Here is a 22,111-nt window from a genome sequence, read left to right on the forward strand (position 1 = left end):
CTAAATTATCGCAGCGCGGCGCGCCGAGGACAAGCCGCCGGCTCAGAGCGCGAGGACGCCGCCCTCGTCGGCTTTGGCAGCGTTCGCGCCGGAGCCGGGGCGGATCGTGATCTCGTCCCCGCCGCTCGCCGGCTTCCTGATCACGTCGTACGAGGCGCCGGGGGTGAGCCCCGTGACGAGGTGCCTCGTGACGCCGGGCAGCGAGGTGAACTGCACCTGGGACACGGCGCCCAGCGCGACCGGGAACAGGACCAGGGTGCCCTTCACCGCCGCGCCCGCGTACGGCGTGCCCTGCTTCGTGCGCACGAGCGTCGCCGGCTGCGCCGCGGCGCCCGCGGCGGCCCCCTCGATCACGTGGAGGAAGCGCGCGTCCTTCGGCATCGGCGCCGGCGGCTCGGTCCTCAGGGTCGCGAGCATCGGCTCGAACTCGGCCGGCTTGGTGTCCCAGGTGCCGGTCGGCTTGTACGGCTCGGCCACGAGGACGGCGCTCTCCGGCAGCAGCGCGGTCACGAAGAGCTTCTGCCCCTTGGGCGTCGTGACGGTCGCGAGCTTCCCCGCGATCTGCGCGGCGCTCGGCGTCTGCAGGAAGAACCGCTTGAACCGCCCCGCCTTGCCCGTCGCGGCGCGATCGTAGATGACGAGGTGGTCCGGCTTGAGCCACACGAGCGAGCGGCTGACGTGCGTGACGTCGTGGATGTCCTCGTAGTCGGAGTTGTAGAGCGCGGTCGCGTCGCCGAGGACGTAGACGTAGTCCTCGGCGAAGCTCTTCGCGAGCACCCGGGGATCGTGCGTGTGCACGAGCGGCCACTGGGACCCGCGCTGCCACAGGCCGCCGCGGTTCGGGTCGTCGTGGCGGCGGTTCCTGTCGTTCTCGACGGCGAGGGTGTTGTGCTGCTCGGAGTTGCCGAAGAAGGCGCCGTAGCCGATGCGCTCCTTCGTGAGCCACTCGCCGCCGCGGTAGAAGCCGAAGCTCAGGCCGTCGCCGTGCTGGTGGTCGATGTGCTCCCAGCCGAGCTGGAACTGGAACCACGCCGCCTCGGGGCCCCAGCTCGTCCTCGCGAACACCTGGCCCATGCCGGGGCCGTAGTGCGTGAGCGGGACGGAGGGGCGCGGATCGGTCGGGGTGACCGCCGGGTCGATCAGCAGGAAGTACAGGATCGAGTGGCGCTTGTGGACCTGGCCGAGCTGCGAGCGGGCGCGCCGCGCGAGGCCGGCGGCGCCGCCCGGGCCCGCGTGGACGGCCATCCAGCGCAGCGCGTTGAGGCGCTCGGCGTTGCCGCTGTTCTGGGCGTGGAGGCCGAGCGCCGCGAACGGATCGATGTGATCGGTGTACTCGTAGCGCTGGCCGTCGCCCGTCCACGCGGCTTCGTGGGTCGGCCCGATCCGCCCCGCCGGCGCGGCGGGGCTCAGGCTGTGGAGGTGGGCCGGGATGAACTCGTGCCAGAAGGGGTTGCCGTCGAGGTGCACCTGCGGGCCCCACTTCGCCGGGTCGGCCTCGCCGGCCGTCTGGATGGCGAGCAGCGTCTGGGTCACGTAGGCGAGCGTCGCGGGGCCGTACTGGAAGCCCTCCGGCGGCGTGCCGCCCCGCGCGTCGTTCCGGAGGACGCTGTCGGTCATGTAGAGCCACGCCCCGGTGACGTTGGCGAAGTAGTCCCTGAGCCGCGGGTAGGTGCCCTTGTGGTTCGGGGCCGGCGGATCGTCGGCCTCGTCGAACGCGAGCGACATCAGCGCGAGGTTGCGCATGTGCGACGTGAAGTAGTTGTTCACGGCGTACCTGCGCTTCCGCGGCTCCTTCAGCAGGGCCGGGTCGTTCAGCTTGCCCGCCGGCTCGGGGTGGTCGTGGCTCGTCGTCGACGAGGTCAGCTGGGCCTCCGCCCAGCGCAGGAAGACGGGCCGTATCGCCGCCTTGTCCTGGGGCGAGAGGTACCCGTAGATCCAGTCGACCGTGAGGCCGAACGACTCGCCGGCCCAGCGGGCGCGGTCGCCGGTCGAGAACTTGGGGTGGTTGAAGGGATCCTTCGGATCCGCCTTGTTCACGCGGTCGACGATGTAGAGGAGGATCTTCCGCGCGCGGGCGGCGTAGTCGTTGCGGGCCGCCTCGTCGCTCGAGACGAGCGACATGAAGGCGAAGAGCTCGGCGTGCGCCTCGCAGTAGACGCGGCTGAACTCGCAGTCGCCCTCGGAGGGGATGCTGCCCTTGTCCATCGCGGCCGCGGCCTCGGCGGCGACGGCGGCGAGCTCCTTGAACATCGGGTTCGCCGGCGTGGCGCGCGCCCGGAGCTTCGGCAGGTCGGCCGCGCGCACCCAGAGCCGCGGGTGCCCCGTGACCGGCGCGGCGGGCGGGGCCGGCGGCGCCTCGAAGCGCGGCGCCGCGACGCCCGGCGCCGCCGCCTGCACGGCCGCGGCGGCGGCTTGCGTCTGCGGGTCCGCGCCGCTGTGGACCGCGGGGGGCCCCGGGGTCATCCGCCGGTCGCAGCCGGCGGAGAGGCCCGCGAGGCCGAGCGCTAGCGTGACCGGCGCGAGCGGCGCGAGGGGCGCGCACGACGCAAACCACCGCCGACGCGTCATGTCGCGCGGTCCCGGAGATAGGCGAACGTCCGCTGCAGGCCCTCCTCCGTGGAGACGAGCTGCTTCCAGCCGAGCGCCTTCAGCTTCGTGTTGTCGAACCGGTTCCCCTTCCACGAGGTCGCGGCCTTGTAGGGCGTGAAGATCGCCGGCAGCTGCCCCTTCGAGTAGGCGTGGTAGCGCTCGACGAGCTTCGATATCCGGGCGAGGGCGAAATACGGCACCGTGAGCGAGCGGATCGGCTTCACCTCGCGCTTGTAGCGGGCGAGGTAGACGTCGGCCGTGGGCAGGTCGTCGTCGTGGACGTTGTAGACCTGCCCCTTCGCGACCTCGCTCCGGCCGGCGACGGCGATCGCCTCGGCGCAGTTGTCGACGTACGTGAGCGGCAGGATGTTGCTGCCGCCGAGGTGCAGGAACACGCCGAACAGGCTCATCCCGACGCGGCTGGAGAAGGCGTTGCCGCCCGGGCCGTAGATGACGCCGGGGCGGAGCACCGTGAGCGGGAAGCCGTAGCGCGCCTGGTACTCCCAGAAGAGCTTCTCCTGCCGGAGCTTCGCCTGCGAGTAGAGATCCCGCTGCGCGGGCTTCGCCTCGAGGGGCGTGTTCTCGTCGACGATGTACCCCCGCGGGAGGTCGGCCACGCCGTAGACGCCGAAGGAGCTGATGAGGACGACGCGCGGCGACCTCCCGGTGTGGACCAGCGCCTCGAGCAGGTTCTTCGAGGCGACCACGGTGTTCAGGAACATGTCGGCGGGCGCGCCGCCCATGGCCGCGGCGACGTGGTAGACGACGTCGACGCCCTCGACCGCGCGCTCGGCGGCCTCCTTCGTGGCGAGGGAGCCCACGACGACCTCGAGGGGGACGCCGCGGCGCTGCTCGATCTCCTCGAGCCGCGCGCGGTTGCTCGCGGGGCGGACGAGGCAGCGGAGGTCGGTCTCGCCGTGGGCGAGCAGCCGGTCGACGAGGGCCGACCCAAGGAAGCCGTTGGAGCCGGTGACAAGGACTTTCATGTGCGCGCCTTCTCCTGCGGGACCTGCCGGAAGATCTCATCCATCATCCACGCGACCCGGATCATGTCCCGGTACGAGATGGGCAGCTCGGCGCCCCGCGTGATGCTGTCGTAGAAGAGCCCGAACAGGCGGTTCATCCCCGAGAAGAAGTGGAAGTCGCTGCGGGCGAACCGCGCCACGTTCTTGCCCCCTTCGCGCAGGTACGAGAGGGCCTGATCGAAGGCGGGGACGACGCGCCCGATGGCGCTCGGGAGCTTCGGCGACGCGTCGAGCGTGACCGTGCGGCTCGTGTAGTCGACGTGGAGCGTGTTCTTCGTGCCGTAGACGCGGAGGAAGTGCCCGGGCGGCCGCGCGTGCGACGAGAAGGTCCCGTAGGCGCTGACGCGCGCGCCCTGCACCGTGACGCGGAGCTCGTCGAGCATGTCGTCGCGGGCGTCGCCAAACCGCTTCTCCCGGAGCGCGTAGGCCGTGGCGGTCACCTTCGGCTGCTCGTCGTCCACGAACTCGACGATCTTGTTCAGCAGGTGATCGATGTTGTTGTGAAACAGCTTGCCCGGGAGGCGATGGACCCAGTGCGAGCCGTCGCCGAGGAGCGCCGCGCCGAAGGGGCCGGAGAGGTTGTAGCCGAAGCAGCTCTCCACGTGGACGGGCTCGCCGAGCACGCCGTCGCCGATGAGCCGCCGCATCTCGATGGCCGGCGGATCGAAGTTGTACTCCCAGCCGACGGTCATCTTCTTCCCGGCGGCGGTACAGAGCTCGATGAGGCGCCGCACGTCCGAGAGGTTCAGCGCAATCGGCTTCTCCACGTAGACGTGGGCGCCGGCCTCGATGGCCCGCCGCGCGAGGAACAGGTGCGACTGCGGAGGGGTGGTGATGTGGACGACGTCGGGCTTCTCGGCGTCGAGCATCCGGTCGAACGAGTCGTAGTGGCTCGGGATGCCGTAGCGCACCGCGATCTGCTCGGCCATCAGGAGCTCCAGGTCGCATACGGCGACGACCCGAGCCCGCTCCGGCATCTTCTGGATCTCTTCTATGTGGCCGTCGGCGATCTTGCCGCAGCCGACGATCGCGATTTTGAGGGTCATGGGGCGGCGGAGCGTACCGCAACGGGGCAGGCGAGAGCTAGGCTCTCGGGTTTGTCGCCACCCCGCGCGCGGGGGTGGCCGGCACCACCCAACGCGCGGGGCCGCCGGGCGAGGAGGCGACGTCGAGGTCGCGCGCCCGCGTCGAGCGCGCCGCGCCCGCGCCTCCGCGCGCGCGGCGCGGCGTGGACGAGCCTCGTGACGGTCGCGGCGGCCTCGGGTAGGCTGCGCGGCGCATCATCATAAAGAAGGGTGGTGGTTCGTGCGCGTGCTTCATGTTCTTCATACGTCGCTGCCGGTGATTGCGGGGTACACGATCCGCAGCGACTACATCGTCAAGCATCAGGCCGAGCACGGGATGCGTCCGGCGGTGGTGACGTCGGCGCAGCAGGGGTCCGGGGACACGCTGAAGGAGGAGATCGGCGGCATCTCCTACTGGCGGACGCGCGAGCCTTCCGGCAAGAAGCTGCCGCTCGTCCGGGAGCTCTCGCTCGTGCGGGCGCTCGAGGCGCGCGTCGAGGACGCGATTCGGGAGTTCCAGCCCGACGTCGTGCACGCGCACTCGCCGATGCTGGTCGGGCTGCCGGCGCTCGCGGCGGCGCGCCGCTTCGGGCTGCCGCTCGTCTACGAGGTGCGCGACCTCTGGGAGAACGCCTCCGTCGACCGGGGCAAGTTCGCCGAGGACTCGGTGCCCTACAAGATCGCGGCCGGCCTCGAGACGGTGGTCTACAAGTACGCCGACGCGACGGTGACGATCTGCGAGAGCCTGAAGAACGCCGTCGCGCCGCGGGTGCGCAGCACGGACGCGCTCTACGTGGTGGGCAACGGCGTCGACTCGGACAAGTTCGCGCCGCGGGAGGCCCCGCCCGGCGCCTGGGAGCGCTTCGGGCTCGCCGGGAAGAGGCTCATCGGGTATGTCGGCACGTTCCAGCCGTACGAGGGGCTCCAGACGCTCATCGCGGCGATCGGCGACATCGCGCGGGAGATCCCGGACGCGCACGTCGTGATCACGGGGGCCGGCGGCCAGGAGATGGAGCTCAAGGCGTTCGCCCGCGAGAGAGGCGTGGAGTCCAAGGTGACGTTCACGGGGCGGGTGCCGCACGACGAGGTGTTCAACATCTACGCGATGGCGAGCCTGCTCGTGTATCCGCGCATCCGGACCCGGACGACCGCGCTCACGACGCCGCTGAAGCCGCTCGAGGCGATGTCCATGGCCCGGCCGGTGATGGTCAGCGACGTGCCGGCGATGGGGGAGCTCGTGCGCTACGGCGAGACCGGGTTCGTCTTCAAGGCGGGCGACAGCGCCGACCTCACGCGGCGCTGCGTCGAGGCGCTCAAGGATCCGGAGCGCCTCGATCGGGTCGGCAAGAACGCGCGGGAGTGGATCCTCAAGGAGCGGCAGTGGCCCACGCTGCTCTCGCGGTACCCGGCCATCTACGAGCAGGCGATCGCCGCGCGGCGCGGGCGGGGCAAGTCGCCCGCCGGCGAGGCGCGCGCGGCGTGAGCCGCCGCGCGGCGGGAGCGCGCCGCGCGCCGGCGCCCGGGAGGCGCGGCGCCCGGCGCGCTCCCGCCGCGCGTGAGCCCCGCACGGCGCGCCGCGGGCCGTTCAGGCCCTCCGGCGCGGCGCGCGGCGTGCGGCGCGCGGCGCCTTTCCAGGAAAACCACGCCGTCCGCGCCGCGCCGGAGCGGCGCCGTCCGCGCTCCCGGCGTTCTCCCCACGGCCGACCGCCAGCATCGCCGCCGCGCGCGCGGCGCGATCCCGGGGCTCGCCCAGCGCGATCCGGAGTATGATTACGCGGCCCCATCCCGCCCCTTCGGGAACCGGCAGGAGGTCCCCCAACGTGTTCGAGATCAAAGTCGACCGGATCCACTCCATCGTGGATTTCGTCCTCGAGGGGCGCGTCCGCCTCGAAGAGATGGAGAACTTCGTCAGCGAGCTGAGGAAGGCGTGCGAGGGCCTCCAGGGGCGGGAGATCAAGATCAAGGCCGATGTGCGGGGCTTCCGGCCGATGTCCCCGGAAGTGGCGGAGAAGATCCGCGCGGTCCAGGAGTTCGGGCTGGAGCTCGGGGTGATGCGCGTGGCCGAGATCATCGAGAGCGACATCGTCGCGCTCCAGCTCAACCGCGTCGCGCGCGAGAGCGGCACGGACAAGGTGCTCCGGCGCTTCTGGGACGAGGACGCCGCGCACGAGTGGCTGCTCCACGGCGACCCTGAATAGAGCTGCGGCCACCCGCTTCGGATACAGGCCCACCTCGACGTTTTCGGTGCTCAGCGCACCGGAGTGCGCTTCCGCGCCGAAAACGCCGATCTGGGCCCGTCTCCTGTGCGGGTGACCGCAGCTCTGTGAGCCGGGAACGAGCGGCGGGGGGAGCGGCGCGCTAGCGCAGGGGCGGGGGGTCGCAGGGGTGCGGCGGCCGGTAGCGCGCGAGGACCTCGGCCACGGCGTCGAGCGGCAACGCGGGCGCGTGGTGACCGCTGTGGCCGGTCATGTCCACGCCCGCGCACATGGCGTTGAGGATCGCCTCCTCCACCACGTCGACCGTGGCCTCGTAGAGGCCGTCGAGCTCGGTGTCGAGGACCAGCTCGGCCATGTGCCGCCCGGGCGCGAGGGGGTGAACGCTGAGCGAGCGGCTCGACCGCGGGGCGCTCCATTGCTCGGTGGCGACGCGAGGCACCCGGTTCGCGGTGCTCCACGCGAGGACGATCTCCCCCGAGTTGTTGGCCGCGTACCCGCCCGTCCGGCCGATCGCGAGCGCGGCGCGACGCGCGAGGCGCGCGAGCTGGCGGTGGATGAGCGGGGCGTCCGTGGCCACGAGCACGATGATGGAGCCGGCAGGGCCCCGCCGCGGGACGTGCGTGAAGCGATCGCTGATGAGCCGGCCCACCGGGACGCCATCGACCCGGAGCAGCTCGCGATCGCCGAAGTTCGAGAGCACGAGCGCGCCGACCATCGAGTCGACCCCGCCGACCGGGACCGAGCGGCTGGAGGTGCCGATCCCGCCCGCGAAATGGAAGGTCTGCATGCCCGTGCCGGCGCCGACGCACCCCTCGGCCACCGGACCGCCGCGAACGTTGGAGAGCGCCTCGTCGACGTCGGCCTGCGTCACGTGCCGCCCCACCGCGTCGTTGAGGTAGCTGTCGTCGCACTCGGCGACGACCGGGATCACGACGTCGTACTCCTTGCCGATCTTCGGATGGCGCTGCGAGAGCCACGCGACGGTCGCGTCGAGGACGCGGCCGACGCAGAGCGTGCTGCAGAGCAGGATCGGCGTCTCGCAGAGGCCCCACTCGTTGATCTGCGCGAGGCCGGTCACCTCGCCGGCGCCGTTCAGCACGTAGCTGGCGGAGAAGACCCGATCCAGGAAGATGTCGCCGTCGGCGGGCATGACCGCGGTGACGCCCGTGCGCACCGGGCCGATGCCGGGGAGGAGCTCGCCGCCGCCCTCGACCTTGGTCACGTGGTGGACCCGGACGCCGGCGACGTCCGTGATCGCGTTCTCGGGACCGGTGGGAAAGCGGCCGATCGCGACGCCGAGATCGCGCAGCCGAGGGCGCCTGATCGAGATCGAGGGCGCGCTCACGGGCCGGCGACCTCGCGCTCCATGACCGAGGCCGCGGACGACGGTGGCGCAGGCTCCGCCGCGAGCGGCGCCGGCCCGGCGAGCGCAGGGCCGGACGCGGGCTGCGAGGCCGACGCGGGCTGCGAGGCCGACGCGGGCTGCGAGGCCGACGCGGGCTGCGAGGCCGACGCGGGCTGCGAGGCCGACGCGGGCTGCGAGGCCGACGCGGGCTGCGGCGCCGGCGCGGGCTGCGGTGCCGGCGCAGGCTGCGAGGCCGGCGTGGCCTGCGAGGCCGGCGCGGCCTGCGGGGCCGGCTCGGCCTGCGACGCCGGCGTGGCCTGCGGCGCCGCGGCGCCCGCGGCTTGCGGCGCCGCGGCGAGGGCGCCCGCGGCCTGCGGCGCCACGGCGCGGGCGTCCCGGTAGCGCTTGAGGCAGCCGGCCATGATCTCGCCGATGAGCATGCGGTAATCCATCCCCGCCACCTTCGCGATCACGCAGAGATCGCTGAAGTCGGGGGTCAGGCCGGGCAGCGGGTTGATCTCGATGACGTACACCCGGCCGTCCTTGGTCATGCGCAGGTCGACCCGGGCCACGTCGCGGCAGGCGAGGGCCGCGAACGTGTCGCGCACGACCTTCTCGATGCGGCGGAGCTCGGACGGCGTGAGCTGCGCGGGGCACTCGAAGCGCACCCGCGGCGTGTCCGACTGCTTCTCGTCGTAGCCGTAGACGGGGTACGAGGGCGGGTCGACGAAGACGACCTCCATCGGCGGCAGCACCTTCGGCCGCCGCTCCCCGAGCAGGCCCACGGTGAACTCGCGCCCCGTGATGTACTCCTCGATGAGCGCCGGCTGGTGGTAGCGATCGACCAGCTGCTTCGCCGCGGCGCGCGCGGCGGCCTCGTCCTTGACCACGGACGCGGAGGTGATCCCCTTCGAGGTCCCCTCGGCGTTGGGCTTCACGATCACCGGGTAGCGGAACGGCTTCAGCTTCTCGCGCCCGGTCGTGACCACCTGCCACTCGGCCGTCTCGATGCCGGCGGCCCGCAGGATCTGCTTCGTGAGCCCCTTGTCGAGGGCCAGCGAGAGCGTGGTCGCGTCCGAGCCGCTGTACGGGATGCCGAGCAGCTCGCAGAGCGCCGGGACCTGCGCCTCCCGGCCGCGGCCGCGGAGCCCCTCGGCGATGTTGAAGACGACGTCGACCCCGGAGGCGCCGAGCGCGCGCGGCAGATCCGGGGTCGCCTCGAGCGGGACCACGGTGTGGCCGTAGCTCTCGATGGCGCTGGCGATCGCCTGGATGGTGCGCGGCGAGTCGAACTCGGCCTCGGAGTCGTTCGCCGCGCTCCCGCCCCCCTTGCCGGGGCCCCCGTCGGTCGCGGCCGTGTCGCTCCGCTTCATGTTGAAGGTGAAGCCGACGCGGAGCGCGGTCCGCTTCGCCCGGCGCGGCGGGTTGCTCTCCAGGAGCGGCAGCAGCCCGCGCCGCTTGCAGGCGCTCCTCACGATGGCCCGGATCACGCCGTCGAAGTCGACGCCGCGCTGCGCTGCGGCCACGAAGACGCTGGCGCCCGGCTGGAGCGTGGGCAGCCCGTCGACCTCGAGGAAGTGCACGTCGTGCTCCAGGCCGCGCGCCGACGACGGCGTGACCCGGAACTCGCAGCGCGCGTGGTCCTTGAGGTCGAGGGCGCGCACGATGCGCGCGGTGAGCGACCGGATGCGCTCGATCGTCGCCGGGGGCAGCTGCGCGGGCCGGCGCGTGACGTGCTCGGGCTTCGCGTGCTTCAGGTTGAAGTCGTACACGTTGTGCCTGCCCGCCACCTGGGGATCGATCACGAACTCGATGGGCGTGAGGACCCCCTCGGGGACGCCCGCGGCGCTCGGCCGCGCGCCGTTCGCCTCCTTGAGGCCGTCGACGAAGGCGCACGCGACGTCGATGCCGGCGATGTAGTGCTCGACGAGCAGCCCCGCCTCGAAGCGCGCGAGCTGCCGCTCGACCACCTCGGCGAGGTGGTGCGCGTCCTCGCAGACGCTCCACTCCCGGTGGATCCCCTTCGAGGAGCCCTCGAAGTTCGGCTTCACGATGACCGGGAAGCTCACGTCGTCGAGGGCGCCGCTCTCCAGGGTGGTCCGGTTGACGAGGCGGGCGCGCGGGGTCGTGACGCCGTAGCTCGCGAGGACGCGCTTGGTGAGCGACTTGTCGAGCGCGACGTTCAGCGTGTACGCGTCGGAGCCGGTGTACGGGATGCCGAGCTCGTCGAAGAGCGACGGGTAGAACGCCTCGCGCGTCTTGCCCTTGTGGCCCTCGGCCGTGTTGAAGATGAGGTCCGGCTGGAGCGCCTCGAGCCGCGCCAGGACCCGGGAGGCCGGCCCGCTGACCTCGATCCGCTCCACCTCGTGCCCGGCCCGCTCGAGCGCGCCGGCGATGGCGGCGATCGTCTCCGGGCTGTCGAACTCCGCTTCCTCGGCGGACCCCGTGATCTTCAGGTTGTGCGTGAGCGCGATGCGCATGATCTCTCCTGGGCCGCTCGTCCGGGCCGCGTCGTTCCTGTGCCCTGTCGGCGGCGCACGCGCGGGGCAGATTACGGCGAGCGCGCCTTTTTTGCGGCGGAAAAAACGGGGCAGCGGCGCGGCGGTCGAGGGGCCTGGCCGGGCTCCCGCTCGCGCGATGGTCGTGCTAGCGACCCCGTGTGGATCGTATTGCCGCACCCGACGCCGACCGCTCTCCGCCGCCCGAGCCTGGCCTCCCCCACGAGGAGCTGAACGAGCCGCAGGCGCAGGCGGCCCGCCACGCGGCGGGGCCGCTGCTCATCTTCGCGGGCGCGGGGAGCGGCAAGACGCGCGTCATCGTGTACCGCATCGCGAACCTCATCGTGACGCACCGTGTCCCGCCCTACCGGATCCTCGCGGTGACGTTCACGAACAAGGCGGCGACCGAGATGAAGCGCCGGCTGGAGGGGCTCATCGGGCCCGACATCGTGAAGGACCTCTGGGTCGGCACGTTCCACGCCGTGTGCGCGCGCCTCCTGCGCCGGCACCACGAAGCGGCCGGGCTCGAGAAGAACTTCGTCATCTACGACGACGACGACCAGCGCGCCGTCATGAACCGCGTGCTGAAGGAGCTCAACCTCGACGAGCGGCGCTATCCGCCGCGCCAGGTGCTCTCGCGCATCCACGCCGAGAAGCAGGAGGGGCGGGGGCCCGGCGAGTTCGAGCGGAACGGCTATTTCGACGACGCGATCGCGCGGTGCTTCGAGGCGTACGAGCGGCACCTCAAGGCGGCGAACGCGGTCGACTTCGACGACCTCTTGCTCTCCGTGCTCCGCATCGCGGAGGACCCGACGAGCCTGGCCGGCGAGGAGCTCCGGGCGCGCTTCCGCCACGTGCTCGTCGACGAGTTCCAGGACGTGAACCAGGTGCAGTACCGGCTCGTCCGGGCGTTCTGCAAGGCCCACGACAACCTCTGCGTGGTCGGCGACGACGACCAGAGCATCTACCGCTGGCGCGGCGCGGACGTGCGCATCGTCCGCGGCTTCCGGCGCGATTTCCCGCACGCGACGGTGGTGAAGCTCGAGCAGAACTACCGCTCGGTCGGGCACGTCGTGCGCGGCGCGCTCGGCGTGATCCGCCACGCGTCGGACCGCGAGCCGAAGGAGCTCTGGACGGCGAACGCGGACGGCCCGCAGATCGACGTGGTCGCGGCCGACAGCGAGCACGACGAGGCCGCGTGGGTGGTCGAGTGCGTCAAGGAGCTCATCGCGCAGGGGGTGTCGCCGAACGAGATCGCGGTGTTCTACCGGATCCACGCGCAGTCGCGCGTGCTCGAGGAGGTGCTGCGCGAGGCGCGCATCCCGTACCAGATCATCGGCGGCACGCGCTTCTTCGAGCGGGCGGAGGTGAAGAACCTGCTCTCGTACCTGCGCGTCGTGGCCAACCCCCGCAGCGACGTGGATCTCAACCGCATCATCAACGTGCCGGCGCGCAAGATCGGCCAGAGCACGGTGGACAAGCTCATCCAGGCGGCGGATCTGCTCGGCGTGTCGCTCTTCGAGGCGATCGATCCGATCATCGAGGGGCGGGTGCCGCCGTCGGCGATGCCGGGGGCCAAGCTCGAGCCGCTCGCCACGGCGGCGAAGCGCAGCCTGCTCGGCTTCCGCGATCTGATCCAGGGGCTCATGACCGAGGCGAGGGGCGCGTCGCCGAGCGCGCTCGCGGAGGAGGTGCTCGCGCGGTCGGGCTACGCGCGGATGCTCGAGCAGGACGACAGCGTCGAGTCCGAGGCGCGGCTCCAGAACCTGCGCGAGCTCGTGCAGTCGATCGTGGACTACGAGCAGGAGGCGATCGCCGCCGGCGAGGACGCGACGCTCGAGGGCTATCTCGAGCGGGTGAGCCTGGTGTCGGACGTCGACGCGCTCGTGGACATGCCGAAGGTCGCGATGATGACGATCCACGCGGCGAAGGGGCTGGAGTTCCACGCGGTGTTCCTGACCGGCATGGAGGAGGACCTGTTCCCGTTCCGGAGCCAGGATCCGAACCGCAAGGGCGACATCGAGGAGGAGCGCCGGCTCGCGTACGTGGCGATCACGCGGGCGCGGCAGCGGCTCTGGATCACGCACGCGGCGCGGCGGGCGATCTTCGGCCAGACGCGTTACTGCCTGCCGAGCCGGTTCCTCGCGGATCTCCCGCCGGCGTCGGTGCGCCCGATGGCGACGCCGACGTCGATGATGGCGCAGCGGCGGGTCGACGTCGGGGGCGGCGGGTACGCGGCGTCCGGGGGGAGGTTCGGCGGCTCCGGGGAGCGCGCGTGGGAGGGCCGGGGCTCGTGGGAGGGCCGCAGGCCCGCGGCGCAGCCCGAGGAGCGGCTCGCGTGGTCGCGGTTCGCCCGGGACGGCGAGGCGGCGAGGGCGCCGGCGGCGCGCGGGGTGGACCGGGTCGAGCGGGCGCCGGGCGAGCGGTACGTCGAGCGGGAGGCGGTCGACGCGGGGGGCGAGGGCGGCGAGGGGGTGGCGCTGCGGCGCGGGATGCGGGTGTTCCACGAGCGGTTCGGGCCGGGCGTGGTGGAGAGCGTGGACCCGGGGGCGGATCCGATCGCGACGGTGAAGTTCTCGGGGTGGGGGAAGAAGCGGATCAAGGCGGCGTTCTTGCGGGCGGGGTCGTGAACGGGGGAGGGGAGCCGGTAGCGCGCTGGTGAGGCTCGTTCCGGTGGGGTGGGGGTGCTCCCGTGCCGGGGGACTACCGTGGGTGCAGAAAGAGGGGATGAATGCCCGGTGCCGGCGTACGAAACGGCGCCGGTCGGGGCCTATGGGCCGTCTCGCGAGGGCTGCGCGGGGATCTCGAATTGAGGCATGTCTTCGGGGCCAGGCCACTCGTCCCAGCCTTCGGGTGGCTCGGAGGTCTCGTGGGCCGCGAGCCAGGCGCGCGCGACGCTCACGATCGGCTCGGGGACGTCGAGGCTGAGCTCCCACGTCTCCAGCAGGGCGCGCATCTGGCGCGTGGGCTCGATGGTGCGCAGGTCGGGGGCGTCTGGCGCTATGTTGGCCGTAGAGATCGCAGCAGTATACCTGTCGAGGAGATCGAGGACCGCTTCTCGGTTTGGTGCTTTCGGGAAGACCTTCTCCCGGAAACGTGGGGCGGCCAAGATCCCCATGAGGAGCTGGACGCTCCCGATGAGCGTCGCGAATTTGATGACCTCGTCGATCCCAGCTCTGAGCTGCGGCGTCGCGTTGGCGGGATCCTGAGCCTTGAAGCTCTCGTAGATCGCGTCCGCCATCTCCTGCTGGGACTGCGCATTGCACTTGCACATCGGGAGAGCTACCGAGAAGGCGATCGAAGCGGCGCGTCGTCTGGACCGGGCCAGTCGTCCCAGCCTTCGGGCGGCTCGTCGATTCCGTTGGCCGCGAGCCATGCGCGGGCGAGCCTCACGATCGGCTCGGGGACATCGAGGCTGAACTCCCACGTCTCCAGCAGGGCGCGCAACTTGCGCGTGGGCTCGGTGGTACGCAGCGCGGGTGCGGTCGGCGCCATGTTGACCGTAGAGATCGCAGCAAGATACCTGTCGAGGAGCTCGAGGAGCTCCTCTCGCGTCGGTGCTTTCAGGGCGAATTTCTCACGGAAGCGTCGCGCGGCTAGGACGCCTATGACCAGCTCGACGGTCGCCATGAGCAACAAATGCTTACAGGCCTCCTGGAGCCCGGCTCTAACCCGTGGCGTTGCGTAGGCGGGATCTAGTGGACTGTCCTATAAATTTTTCAACATAGTCGCGGAGCATATCGAGCCGCCCATCGGCGCAGCGTCGGCCGCGTCCACGACCAGGTAATCGGATGTGCGAAGCGTTCATTGTACTCCCGCCAGCTCGCATCGAGGTGCTCGATGAGCTGCTGGCGGCTCTTCCACGCGCCGCGCTTGAGGTAGCGCTCGGTGAACCCCCGTAGCAACAGCTCCGCTTGATTGAGCCATGAGGCGTGCGGCGGCGTGACGAGCGTACGCACGCGCGGGGCGTGGAGGCGCAGCCATGCCCGTGTCTCACACGCGATGTGCGACGATCCGCCGTCCCAGATCAGGTGCACGCGCCGTGCGTGCCGATGCTCGTGAAGTACTTCGGGTAGGACGGCGCGAAGATGCTCGCCGTCGTTCTTCTCGAGGCACCAGCCCTGCATCTTGCCCGTGTGAACGACGAGCACGACCATGAAGTTCACCGTTCCGTGCCGGATGTACTCGAACTCACGGCGCTCAATTTCGCCTGTACGCATGGGCAAGGTCGGACATCGGCGCTCAAGCACCTGGATGTTCGGCTTCTCGTCGAGGCAGAGCACGACCTCATGCTTTTTGGCGAGATCCGCGGCGTTCTCGTAGCACCAGAGGATCTGGGCGGTGCGCTTGATGAACGCGGCGTCGAGGTTCGGCGTCTTCCAGTACCGCGACCGGTGAGGCTGAAGGTCGGCTTCGCGCAGGATCAACGCGACGGTCGAGTGCGAGATCTTCGGCACGATGCCGCGCTCCGCTGCGACCTGAGCGAGGGTGCGGGTCGACCAGTGAGTCATGTGCAGGCCGAGCCCCGCAGGATCACAGCAGGCAAGCTTCTCAATGCCAACGCGCTGCAGGGGGACGAAACGTCCGCGGCCGGCCCTCCCGGGGAGCGTCGTGGACGACGTGCACCCCCGACGCCTCGTACCGCCGACAGAGGTGCCAGATCGTGGTTCGCTCCACCTCGAGACGGTCTGCCAGATCCTGCACGACCGTCGCTGGGTCCGCCATGGCCAGTAGTATTCGGGCTCGCCGAGCCACCCGCTGCTCGGTACGCCCATCACGGACGAGCTGCTCAAGGTAGACGGCATCGTCCGGGGACAGATCGATCGCGCGGGGCGGGCGCCTTCGCATCCGCGAGGTCTAGCAGACCCGCCGGGACTATGTTGAAAGACTTATAGAACGCTCCACTAGGGCCTCGAAGCTCTCGTACACCTCGTTCGCCAGCTCGTGAGCGGCTTGCTCGTCGCGCTTGGTCATGGCGAAACCTCACGGCGGCAGGCACCAGGGCCCGGCGAATTGGCCGCCGAAGTAGGTGATGACGCCGATGCCGATAGCGACCTCCTTGGGCGGAGAGGTTCCAGTTTGTACACAAACATACGAGCACCAAGACTTGTAGACGAGATGCGACACGAGCTCGCCGAAGATCTCGGGACACTGGCGGCACTTCGCATCAGCACAGTCGGTCACGTAGCACTGGTGATTGACGGGCGGACCAAAAAGCGAACATGGCGTGCGGTAGGGGCAGCCGAACTCCTCCAGGCATTCGGTCCTCGGAATCACGGCCAGCGGCAGTGTGGCGGGATCGAGGGTCGCAAGCCACCTGTCCGCCTCGGCCACCGCCACGGGGAGGTACTGCTCGACGAGCTGCGCGAGCGTCGCCTCGTCGAGCGTGGCGGGATCGAGGCCGAGCGACTCCACGGTTCCCGTCAGGTAGTACGCGGCGAACCCGGCCCTCGCCGAGGCGAGCGCCCGCTCCTGGGATCCATGTCCTCGAACGCTGGCTCCTCCGGCTCGGCCGGCTCCTCCGGCTCGCCCGGCGCCTCGGGGGTCGTCTCGCCCCCCGGCTCCTCTGGGGCCTCGCCCGCCGTGCTCCCCTCCTCGGCGGGGTCGCCGTGCCCAGGTCGGATCGTGATCGTACACCCCGGAACCGTAATGTATCCCACTATTGCCGCCAGCAGGACGGCAGACAGCGCCGGACCTGGCTTGCCGGACATCGCCCCTCCTTCCGGAAGTCCGGAGTTACATGGCGCACCGCCGCCGTCAATGCGCCCCCAGCCGGTGCGCAGGTCAGGCCGGCGGGGGGTCGAACCCCCCGGCGAGCAGGTGCCGGGCGGTAGTGGTCGCGTTTGCCTGAAACGCGACCACCCCGATCCAACTGCGACCACCTCATGGCAAGGACCTGGCCCGTCCTGCACGGACGCACATGCGGCCTGCGCCAAACCTAACCTCATCGATCCCATGGTGGGCGCTCTGAAATTGGACGTGTAGACCAGCAGCCCACATCTGGACGCGGAGAGATCACCTCGTCGTGATGGGGCATGGGCAGCGCTCCGGCGAGTTCGCGAAGAAACGGAACGAAAGCACGCACGTGGTCTTCGAAGTCTTCGACGGTGCCGATGTCACGGTGCAAGAACGGATGAATCGCGTTGCCGCGCACGCGCACCGAGTCGATGAACTTCAGGTGTCGCTTCAAGATATCTTTTTCTTCCAGAAGCCTTTTGAGTTGGTCCAGCGTCAGATCGTCCTTCGGATGCAGGACGGCCTTCCTGCGCATCTTCGGGTCCGCCAGGTAGTCTGTTATGTACACGGTGAAGAAGAGCCGGATGTACCCCTCCGTCAGAGAGCGCAGGTGCACCCAGGCCACGATCCGAGCCCCCGGATCGTCCGGGTTAAGCCGGATTTCCTCGACGCGCCGAGCAAGCCCGCGCGCCAGTGATGACATCCAATCGAGGCGAGCGTCCGCCAGCACGTCGATGGTTTCTTGAGGAGCCCAGCCTGCAGCGTCAGACCAGAACAACGCAACACGCTCCGCGACGGCGGCGGCATCACGGAGCGCGTCCTCGACGGTGGCTGGCTTCGGCGTGAAGGAAGTCACCAAATACACCCGCAGCGCTCTCTCGGCTTCGATCTGCCAGCCGTCGGCCGTCATCGCGTCCAGGTGCGCCATGTGCACCTCCGGGTCGTCGTAGATGCCACGGTCTGTATCGTCTTCGGCCAGCGTGACCACATGCTCGTCGCGCTCGGCGTCAAAACGCACGCCGTCGACCTGCCGCTCTCGGTCAGCCTTGACCCGCTCCCCAACGGAGGGCGCCGCGTCCAGCTCCACGAGCTTGGACATGGGATGACCCCCGTGTTCCAGAGTAAGCCTCACTCGCATGCGGAGAGGCTACCACGGGCCCCGGGCGTCCTGTCAGCGCTCGCGCGCGTCTGCGCGAAGGACCCTTCAAAACGGCTGTAATCGCGCGCACCGGCTATGACACGGGATGTCCCAGCCTCGCAGAAAAGCCGGGAAACATAGGCTTGCGGTGCTATTTTAGGTCCTAAGCAAGGCGCCTCCCTCCGGCTGGTACCCGGAAGGAGGCTGCGGAACGCCGAGCGGTAGGGCCGCCCTGCGCACGTCGCACGCGCATGATGGGCCCCCGTTCGGGGAGAGGCAAGGGGCCCGTGCCGAACGTGCTTCCGATGGAGACGCGCGTGCGCATCGCGTCCGCGCTGGTCGAAGGGACGAGCGTGCGCGCCGTCGAGCGCATGATCGGGGTGGCGAAGAGCACGATTCTGCGCTTCGCCGTCGAGCTCGGGGAAGGCTGCGCGCGCCTGCACAACCGGCTCGTGCAGGGCCTGTGCGAGCCCGAGATCGAGCTCGATGAGCAGTGGTCCTTCATCGCGAAGAAGGACAAGCGCGTGACGGCCGAGGACCCGGCGGAGTACGGCGACGTCTTCACCTACACCGCGTTCGCGAAGCGCTCGAAGCTGGTGATCTCGTACGCCGTGGGGAAGCGTGACCAGGCGACGACCGACGCGTTCCTGGCTGACCTGCGCGCCCGCGTGCTCGTCGTCCCGCAGATCACGAGCGACGGCCTCGCGCTGTACGTGCCCGCCGTCGAGGCGTCGTTCCGCGGCTGCGCGGACTACGCCATGGTCATCAAGCAGTACGGGCACAACAAGAGCCCCGATCACCGGTACGAGCCTGCGCGCGACGCTAACTTCATCCGGAAGACGGCGGTGTTCGGCGCGCCCGATCCGAAGCGGATGAGTACGTCGGGGGTGGAGCGCTACCACCTCACGGCGCGGCACATCAACGGGCGCAAGCGCCGGCTCGCGCTGTCGTTCAGCAAGAGCTTGCGCAGCCATCGCGCCGCCGTGGCGCTCTCGGTCGCGACGTACAACCTGACGCGCGTCCACGCCTCGCTCCGCGTGTCGCCCGCGATGGCTGCGGGGATCGTCGCCGAGCTCTGGTCCGTCGAGGATATGGTCCGGGCAGCGCTGGCGGAGCCCGCGGCCGCGCCGCCCGTCCCGCAGGCGCTCACCCTGCCCGGGCAGACCGGGCCGGTTCGGCAGCTCCCCGGCGGCAAGGGGTGGCTCCGGCTCGTCTCAGGCGGCTCCGGGCCGTCCGCTCCCGCTGGCCCGCAGCCGCCGCCCGTGGCGCCCGTCGCGGCTCCCTCGGAACTGGAACCACCGCCGCCGTCAAAGCCGCCGCCCGCGCCGGAGCCGAGGCGCATGGTGCAGCTCTCGCTGTTCGGCGACTGGCAGCGCGACGCCGAGTAGCCACCTGTGGCTAGCCTCCCCCGGTGGAGGCACAGGCATACGGCCGGCCGTATGCCCCATCTATGGCTCACAAAGCGCAGTAAATTCGATGGCTTACTGATGCGAATGAGCACCGCTGCTCAGTTGCCTCGCGTATGACCCAAATTGCGGCGTCCCGCCCTTGACGCGCCTGCCCCGTCATGCGAGCAGTATCACGGAGGTCGTGATGGGTGCGGTGAGGATGCGTCCCGACGGGACGATGGAGTTCGACGAGGTCGAGGACCTGGTTCGATACCAGGCCCTTCAGAGCCAGAGGGCGCAGGGTGCGTCCGCTGTTGGCGCAGTGGAGAGGGCGGATGCTCCTGAGCGACCGGCGCCGCAGCAGACAGAGAAACCCAAGGCGAACGGCACGGTGCCGCAACCCGACGGGCAGCCCCCTGGGGCTTGGGAGCAGTTCGTGGATCAGCTAGGCCCGAAGCAGCGGGCAGCGCTGGGCGCCATCAGACGCCGCGGCGACATCACGCTGGAGGACCTGCGGACGGAGCTCGAAGCCGACACGGTCAACTCCGTCTCAGGCTTCCTGACCAGCATCCAGCGGCAGGCGAAGAAGGCCAGGATCGAGCTCAAGAGCTTGTACCGGCGCAGCGAAAAAGGGACGGGTCCCAGCAGGGTGATCCGGTACCAGGCTGGGCCGCTCCTCAGGGCAAATGAGGTGCCCGAGGCATGAACAAGGAGGTGCGTCAAGAAAAAAAAGGAGGTCATCGGTTGGCGCCGATGAACCTCCTCCTGTCCGATTCGTGAACTATCTGGAAACCCAGGCAGCTCCTCGCTCGAACACCCACGGACAGTGTCCCATGCGGACCCCTGTCCGGTCAAGCGCGGGGCGCGCCTTCTCGACCTAGAAGGATCGCGCAATCATGCGAAAATCCAGCAAATGCAGGCCCAGCCTGTCGTCCATCCACAGCGATCTCCGCACGTACCCGTGCCTGATCCGGGGTTGCCACTGCGACCGCCGGGTCCGCATCAGGACGCTGGAGGACGGTAGGCGGGTCGCCTTCCACGTGCGCGAGTAGCGCCGCGTAGCCGGAGCGCTGACATCCGGCATGCAGGGGCCCGGCCTAGCGCCGGGCTTCGCATTTTATGGGCTCCTGTGCCTACCCGCCATCCTCGGCCGCCATCGCCATGGCGGCGATCTCCCGCAGGACGGCGCTCGGGGCGCGCCCTTCGTTCTTGGCGATGGTCGCGATGGCCTCGACCAACGGGACGAGCTCGACGACTTCACCCTGCCCTGAGCTCACGCGCGCGCTGGTTCATGCGGCCCTGGCATGCCGCTGGCAACAAAGTCCCGTGCGCGACGGAATGCGTCGCGTGGAGGTGGACCATGCACACCAGGATCGGCCTGGCCATGGCCGCGCTCATCGGAGCACCGGCCTGTGGAACAGCAGACGAACCGAACGCGGCGGGAGAGGAGGGCGGTGCGGAGGAGGCCGGCCTTCCGCCGCGTCGGTTCGAGCTGAGTCTCGACCCTGAGGAGCCCGCGATCCCGCAGATCGTGGCGGCCGGGCGGCACGAGCTCGCCGCGGCGTGCGCCGACCGCCCAGACGCGGCAGTCCGCATCTTGAACCCGCTCGACGCGGGCGCCTTCGCGGACGTGCCCTGCTCCTCGATGCTCGGCCGCGAGGTCGCGGCGAGCAGCGCGCCTGCCGCCGAGGAGAGCGGCGAGCCGATCGCGGTGGCTCAGCAGCCGTGGAGCCCAGTGGGGCTGGCCTGCGGCGTACTCACGCTGGGCTCTGGCCTCTGGTCTACCTTCGCGCTGTGCCCGCGCGCCAGGAACCCGCACGACAAGAGGAACTGTGACATCCTGACGTCAGGCGGGTTCACCGGGCTCGGCGTGCTCTGCATGTTCATCTGAGGGGGCATGCGGTCGCAGTTCAGGGCGCTCGGCATGCTCGTCTCCGGCGGCGCGATCGTGGCCGCGAACGTCATGTCCTACCTGAGCGTCCCCCGGGGGAATCACTTCGGCGTGGTCGATCTGCTGCACTTCGCGCTCCCCGTGGCGATCTACTGCCTGGTGAACTTCGCGATAGACGAGGGCCGTGCCCGCGAGAGGCGCGCCCGAGGGCTCGGGGACGAGGAGTAGGCGCGCAACTCTCCGGGGCACGACGCGGCGAGCTCGGCGGCCCGCGAGCCGGCGGACGACGTGCGCCCTGGGTAGCGCCCGCACGCCCCAGACGCGCAGGCGGCACCTGTGCGACTGGGCAAGCCGGAGCTCCACCACGTCGAGCGGCCGGCCCGTCACCCGCACCTCGAGCGAGACCTCCTCACCACCGGCTGGCGAGCGCCGACGAGCCGCAGCCGGGGCCACCGGCGGAGCGCCGCCGGACGAAGAGCCGCCGCCAGCGCCGGGCCGAGGCTGCATGGTGCAGCTGAGCCTGTTTGACGACTAGGGCGCGCATTGTAGAGGCGAGCCGGCCAGTCCCGCGGTACCGCTCGCGCTACGTCCCCCCCGGTTCGCAGCTAGATCCAGGCTTCCCAAGTGCCTGAAATTCCGGTTAGATGGCATGCATGGCGCATAAGCGAACCCAGGGCGGGGCGAAGTCCCCTGTGATCATCAGCCTGTTCAACCACAAGGGTGGCGTAAGCAAAACCACTACTACGTTCAACTTGGGCTGGGCATTGACTGACCTTGGCTTCAGAGTTCTGCTGGTCGACGGCGACCCTCAGTGCAACCTGACTGGCACTGTGCTCAATTTCTCCGGGCACGAAGACTTCGAGGATTTCTACACCAGGGTCCCTCACGCGAACCTATTCTCTACACTGCAGCCAGCATTTACCGGTCGTCCTGAGGCAATAGCGTCTGCAACCGTCGAGGCCACGAAGAAGCAGGGACTGTCGATATTGGCTGGACATATCGAGCTTGCCGAGTACGAAGCTCAGTTAGCTGTTGCATTTAGCACCGGGGTCGCGCTTCCGGCACTCAAGAACCTTCCAGGCGCAGTCGGACGCCTGCTGCGAATGACTGCCTCGGAGCACGGGGCGGACGTTGTTCTGGTCGACATGAGCCCTAGCATAGGAGCACTAAATCAAAGCTTGTTCCTGTCTAGAACGCCGAACATGTTGAAAATCATCTAAT

Annotated in this window: 20 protein-coding genes; 9 read left to right on the top strand and 11 right to left on the bottom strand. The window is 70.0% G+C overall.

Annotation, left to right across the window (positions count from 1 at the left end; genetic code table 11):
- Positions 1–42: 42 nt before the first annotated feature.
- From WMF33_RS06510 to WMF33_RS06520, 3 genes are read right to left on the bottom strand one after another with little or no spacing between them, the layout of a single operon-like run.
- Positions 43–2,568: a hypothetical protein gene (locus tag WMF33_RS06510; protein ID WP_437336314.1), complete on the bottom strand. Its 2,526-nt coding sequence runs from the start codon at positions 2,566–2,568 to the stop codon at positions 43–45.
- On the bottom strand, positions 2,565–3,575 hold the full coding sequence (locus WMF33_RS06515; RefSeq protein ID WP_437336315.1) for an NAD-dependent epimerase/dehydratase family protein: 1,011 nt from the start codon (positions 3,573–3,575) through the stop codon (positions 2,565–2,567). Before WMF33_RS06515 ends, WMF33_RS06510 begins: the two co-directional genes overlap by 4 nt.
- Positions 3,572–4,660, bottom strand: a complete 1,089-nt coding sequence (locus WMF33_RS06520; RefSeq protein WP_437336316.1) for a Gfo/Idh/MocA family protein — start codon at positions 4,658–4,660, stop codon at positions 3,572–3,574. The genes WMF33_RS06515 and WMF33_RS06520 overlap by 4 nt, the downstream gene beginning before the upstream one ends.
- 259 nt (positions 4,661–4,919) lie before the next feature.
- Here WMF33_RS06520 and WMF33_RS06525 point away from each other — a divergent pair, with 259 nt between their 5' ends.
- Both WMF33_RS06525 and WMF33_RS06530 read left to right on the top strand, forming a co-directional pair.
- Entirely contained in the window at positions 4,920–6,161 is a 1,242-nt protein-coding gene (locus tag WMF33_RS06525; RefSeq protein WP_063823602.1) for a glycosyltransferase, read from the top strand.
- 337 nt (positions 6,162–6,498) lie between these two features.
- A complete protein-coding gene (locus tag WMF33_RS06530; protein WP_020733235.1) occupies positions 6,499–6,876 on the top strand; it encodes an STAS/SEC14 domain-containing protein in 378 nt (125 codons plus the stop codon).
- A gap of 160 nt (positions 6,877–7,036) precedes the next feature.
- On the opposite strand, the gene WMF33_RS06535 is transcribed toward WMF33_RS06530, so the two are convergent.
- A complete protein-coding gene (locus WMF33_RS06535; RefSeq protein ID WP_437336317.1) occupies positions 7,037–8,239 on the bottom strand; it encodes a P1 family peptidase in 1,203 nt (400 codons plus the stop codon).
- Positions 8,236–10,719 (bottom strand): D-alanine--D-alanine ligase family protein, encoded by a 2,484-nt coding sequence (locus tag WMF33_RS06540; protein WP_437336318.1) that lies wholly within the window; start codon positions 10,717–10,719, stop codon positions 8,236–8,238. Before WMF33_RS06540 ends, WMF33_RS06535 begins: the two co-directional genes overlap by 4 nt.
- Before the next feature lie 179 nt (positions 10,720–10,898).
- Between WMF33_RS06540 and WMF33_RS06545 the strand changes: the two genes are divergently transcribed.
- Complete coding sequence (locus tag WMF33_RS06545; protein WP_437336319.1) at positions 10,899–13,367, top strand: ATP-dependent helicase; 2,469 nt, start codon at positions 10,899–10,901, stop codon at positions 13,365–13,367.
- Between the two features lie 140 nt (positions 13,368–13,507).
- Here the strand turns inward: WMF33_RS06545 and WMF33_RS06550 are convergent, their stop codons facing one another.
- The 5 genes from WMF33_RS06550 to WMF33_RS06570 form a co-directional block, all read right to left on the bottom strand.
- Positions 13,508–14,011: a hypothetical protein gene (locus WMF33_RS06550; RefSeq protein WP_437336320.1), complete on the bottom strand. Its 504-nt coding sequence runs from the start codon at positions 14,009–14,011 to the stop codon at positions 13,508–13,510.
- 8 nt (positions 14,012–14,019) lie between these two features.
- Positions 14,020–14,367: a hypothetical protein gene (locus WMF33_RS06555; protein ID WP_437336321.1), complete on the bottom strand. Its 348-nt coding sequence runs from the start codon at positions 14,365–14,367 to the stop codon at positions 14,020–14,022.
- 89 nt (positions 14,368–14,456) lie between these two features.
- Entirely contained in the window at positions 14,457–15,248 is a 792-nt protein-coding gene (locus tag WMF33_RS06560; RefSeq protein WP_437336322.1) for an IS630 family transposase, read from the bottom strand.
- A 472-nt stretch (positions 15,249–15,720) separates the two neighbouring features.
- Complete coding sequence (locus tag WMF33_RS06565; RefSeq protein ID WP_437336323.1) at positions 15,721–16,152, bottom strand: hypothetical protein; 432 nt, start codon at positions 16,150–16,152, stop codon at positions 15,721–15,723.
- Positions 16,153–16,681: 529 nt separating this feature from the next.
- Positions 16,682–17,572: a hypothetical protein gene (locus WMF33_RS06570; RefSeq protein WP_437336324.1), complete on the bottom strand. Its 891-nt coding sequence runs from the start codon at positions 17,570–17,572 to the stop codon at positions 16,682–16,684.
- A 293-nt stretch (positions 17,573–17,865) separates the two neighbouring features.
- Between WMF33_RS06570 and WMF33_RS06575 the strand changes: the two genes are divergently transcribed.
- From WMF33_RS06575 to WMF33_RS06585, 3 genes are all read left to right on the top strand, one after another.
- Positions 17,866–18,999: an IS1 family transposase gene (locus WMF33_RS06575; protein ID WP_437339452.1), complete on the top strand. Its 1,134-nt coding sequence runs from the start codon at positions 17,866–17,868 to the stop codon at positions 18,997–18,999.
- A 205-nt stretch (positions 19,000–19,204) separates the two neighbouring features.
- Positions 19,205–19,705 (top strand): hypothetical protein, encoded by a 501-nt coding sequence (locus tag WMF33_RS06580; RefSeq protein WP_437336325.1) that lies wholly within the window; start codon positions 19,205–19,207, stop codon positions 19,703–19,705.
- Positions 19,706–19,895: 190 nt separating this feature from the next.
- Positions 19,896–20,051: a hypothetical protein gene (locus WMF33_RS06585; RefSeq protein ID WP_437336326.1), complete on the top strand. Its 156-nt coding sequence runs from the start codon at positions 19,896–19,898 to the stop codon at positions 20,049–20,051.
- 81 nt (positions 20,052–20,132) lie between these two features.
- On the opposite strand, the gene WMF33_RS06590 is transcribed toward WMF33_RS06585, so the two are convergent.
- The gene (locus WMF33_RS06590; protein WP_437336327.1) at positions 20,133–20,276 is read right to left on the bottom strand and encodes a hypothetical protein; all 144 of its coding nucleotides are present in this window, start codon (positions 20,274–20,276) and stop codon (positions 20,133–20,135) included.
- 83 nt (positions 20,277–20,359) lie between these two features.
- On the opposite strand from WMF33_RS06590, the gene WMF33_RS06595 reads away from it, so the two are divergent.
- The 3 genes from WMF33_RS06595 to WMF33_RS06605 all read left to right on the top strand — a co-directional run bounded on the left by WMF33_RS06595 (position 20,360) and on the right by WMF33_RS06605 (position 22,110).
- Entirely contained in the window at positions 20,360–20,890 is a 531-nt protein-coding gene (locus WMF33_RS06595; protein ID WP_437336328.1) for a hypothetical protein, read from the top strand.
- A gap of 6 nt (positions 20,891–20,896) precedes the next feature.
- Complete coding sequence (locus WMF33_RS06600) at positions 20,897–21,118, top strand: hypothetical protein (protein WP_437336329.1); 222 nt, start codon at positions 20,897–20,899, stop codon at positions 21,116–21,118.
- A 464-nt stretch (positions 21,119–21,582) separates the two neighbouring features.
- A complete protein-coding gene (locus WMF33_RS06605) occupies positions 21,583–22,110 on the top strand; it encodes a ParA family protein (RefSeq protein ID WP_437336330.1) in 528 nt (175 codons plus the stop codon).
- Position 22,111 lies beyond the last annotated feature (1 nt).

The organism is Sorangium sp. So ce394 (assembly GCF_051474665.1).
GTDB lineage: Bacteria > Myxococcota_A > Polyangia > Polyangiales > Polyangiaceae > Sorangium > Sorangium cellulosum_D.

Bases quoted from the DNA above. Each gene is read 5' to 3' on its own strand.
- WMF33_RS06510 (WP_437336314.1), bottom strand. From the start codon at position 2,568: ATGACGCGTCGGCGGTGGTTTGCGTCGTGCGCGCCCCTCGCGCCGCTC.
- WMF33_RS06515 (WP_437336315.1), bottom strand. From the start codon at position 3,575: ATGAAAGTCCTTGTCACCGGCTCCAACGGCTTCCTTGGGTCGGCCCTC.
- WMF33_RS06520 (WP_437336316.1), bottom strand. From the start codon at position 4,660: ATGACCCTCAAAATCGCGATCGTCGGCTGCGGCAAGATCGCCGACGGC.
- WMF33_RS06540 (WP_437336318.1), bottom strand. From the start codon at position 10,719: ATGCGCATCGCGCTCACGCACAACCTGAAGATCACGGGGTCCGCCGAG.
- WMF33_RS06550 (WP_437336320.1), bottom strand. From the start codon at position 14,011: ATGTGCAAGTGCAATGCGCAGTCCCAGCAGGAGATGGCGGACGCGATC.
- WMF33_RS06555 (WP_437336321.1), bottom strand. From the start codon at position 14,367: ATGGCGACCGTCGAGCTGGTCATAGGCGTCCTAGCCGCGCGACGCTTC.
- WMF33_RS06560 (WP_437336322.1), bottom strand. From the start codon at position 15,248: ATGACTCACTGGTCGACCCGCACCCTCGCTCAGGTCGCAGCGGAGCGC.
- WMF33_RS06570 (WP_437336324.1), bottom strand. From the start codon at position 17,572: ATGTCCAAGCTCGTGGAGCTGGACGCGGCGCCCTCCGTTGGGGAGCGG.
- WMF33_RS06575 (WP_437339452.1), top strand. From the start codon at position 17,866: ATGGGCCCCCGTTCGGGGAGAGGCAAGGGGCCCGTGCCGAACGTGCTT.
- WMF33_RS06580 (WP_437336325.1), top strand. From the start codon at position 19,205: ATGGGTGCGGTGAGGATGCGTCCCGACGGGACGATGGAGTTCGACGAG.
- WMF33_RS06585 (WP_437336326.1), top strand. From the start codon at position 19,896: ATGCGAAAATCCAGCAAATGCAGGCCCAGCCTGTCGTCCATCCACAGC.
- WMF33_RS06595 (WP_437336328.1), top strand. From the start codon at position 20,360: ATGCACACCAGGATCGGCCTGGCCATGGCCGCGCTCATCGGAGCACCG.
- WMF33_RS06600 (WP_437336329.1), top strand. From the start codon at position 20,897: ATGCGGTCGCAGTTCAGGGCGCTCGGCATGCTCGTCTCCGGCGGCGCG.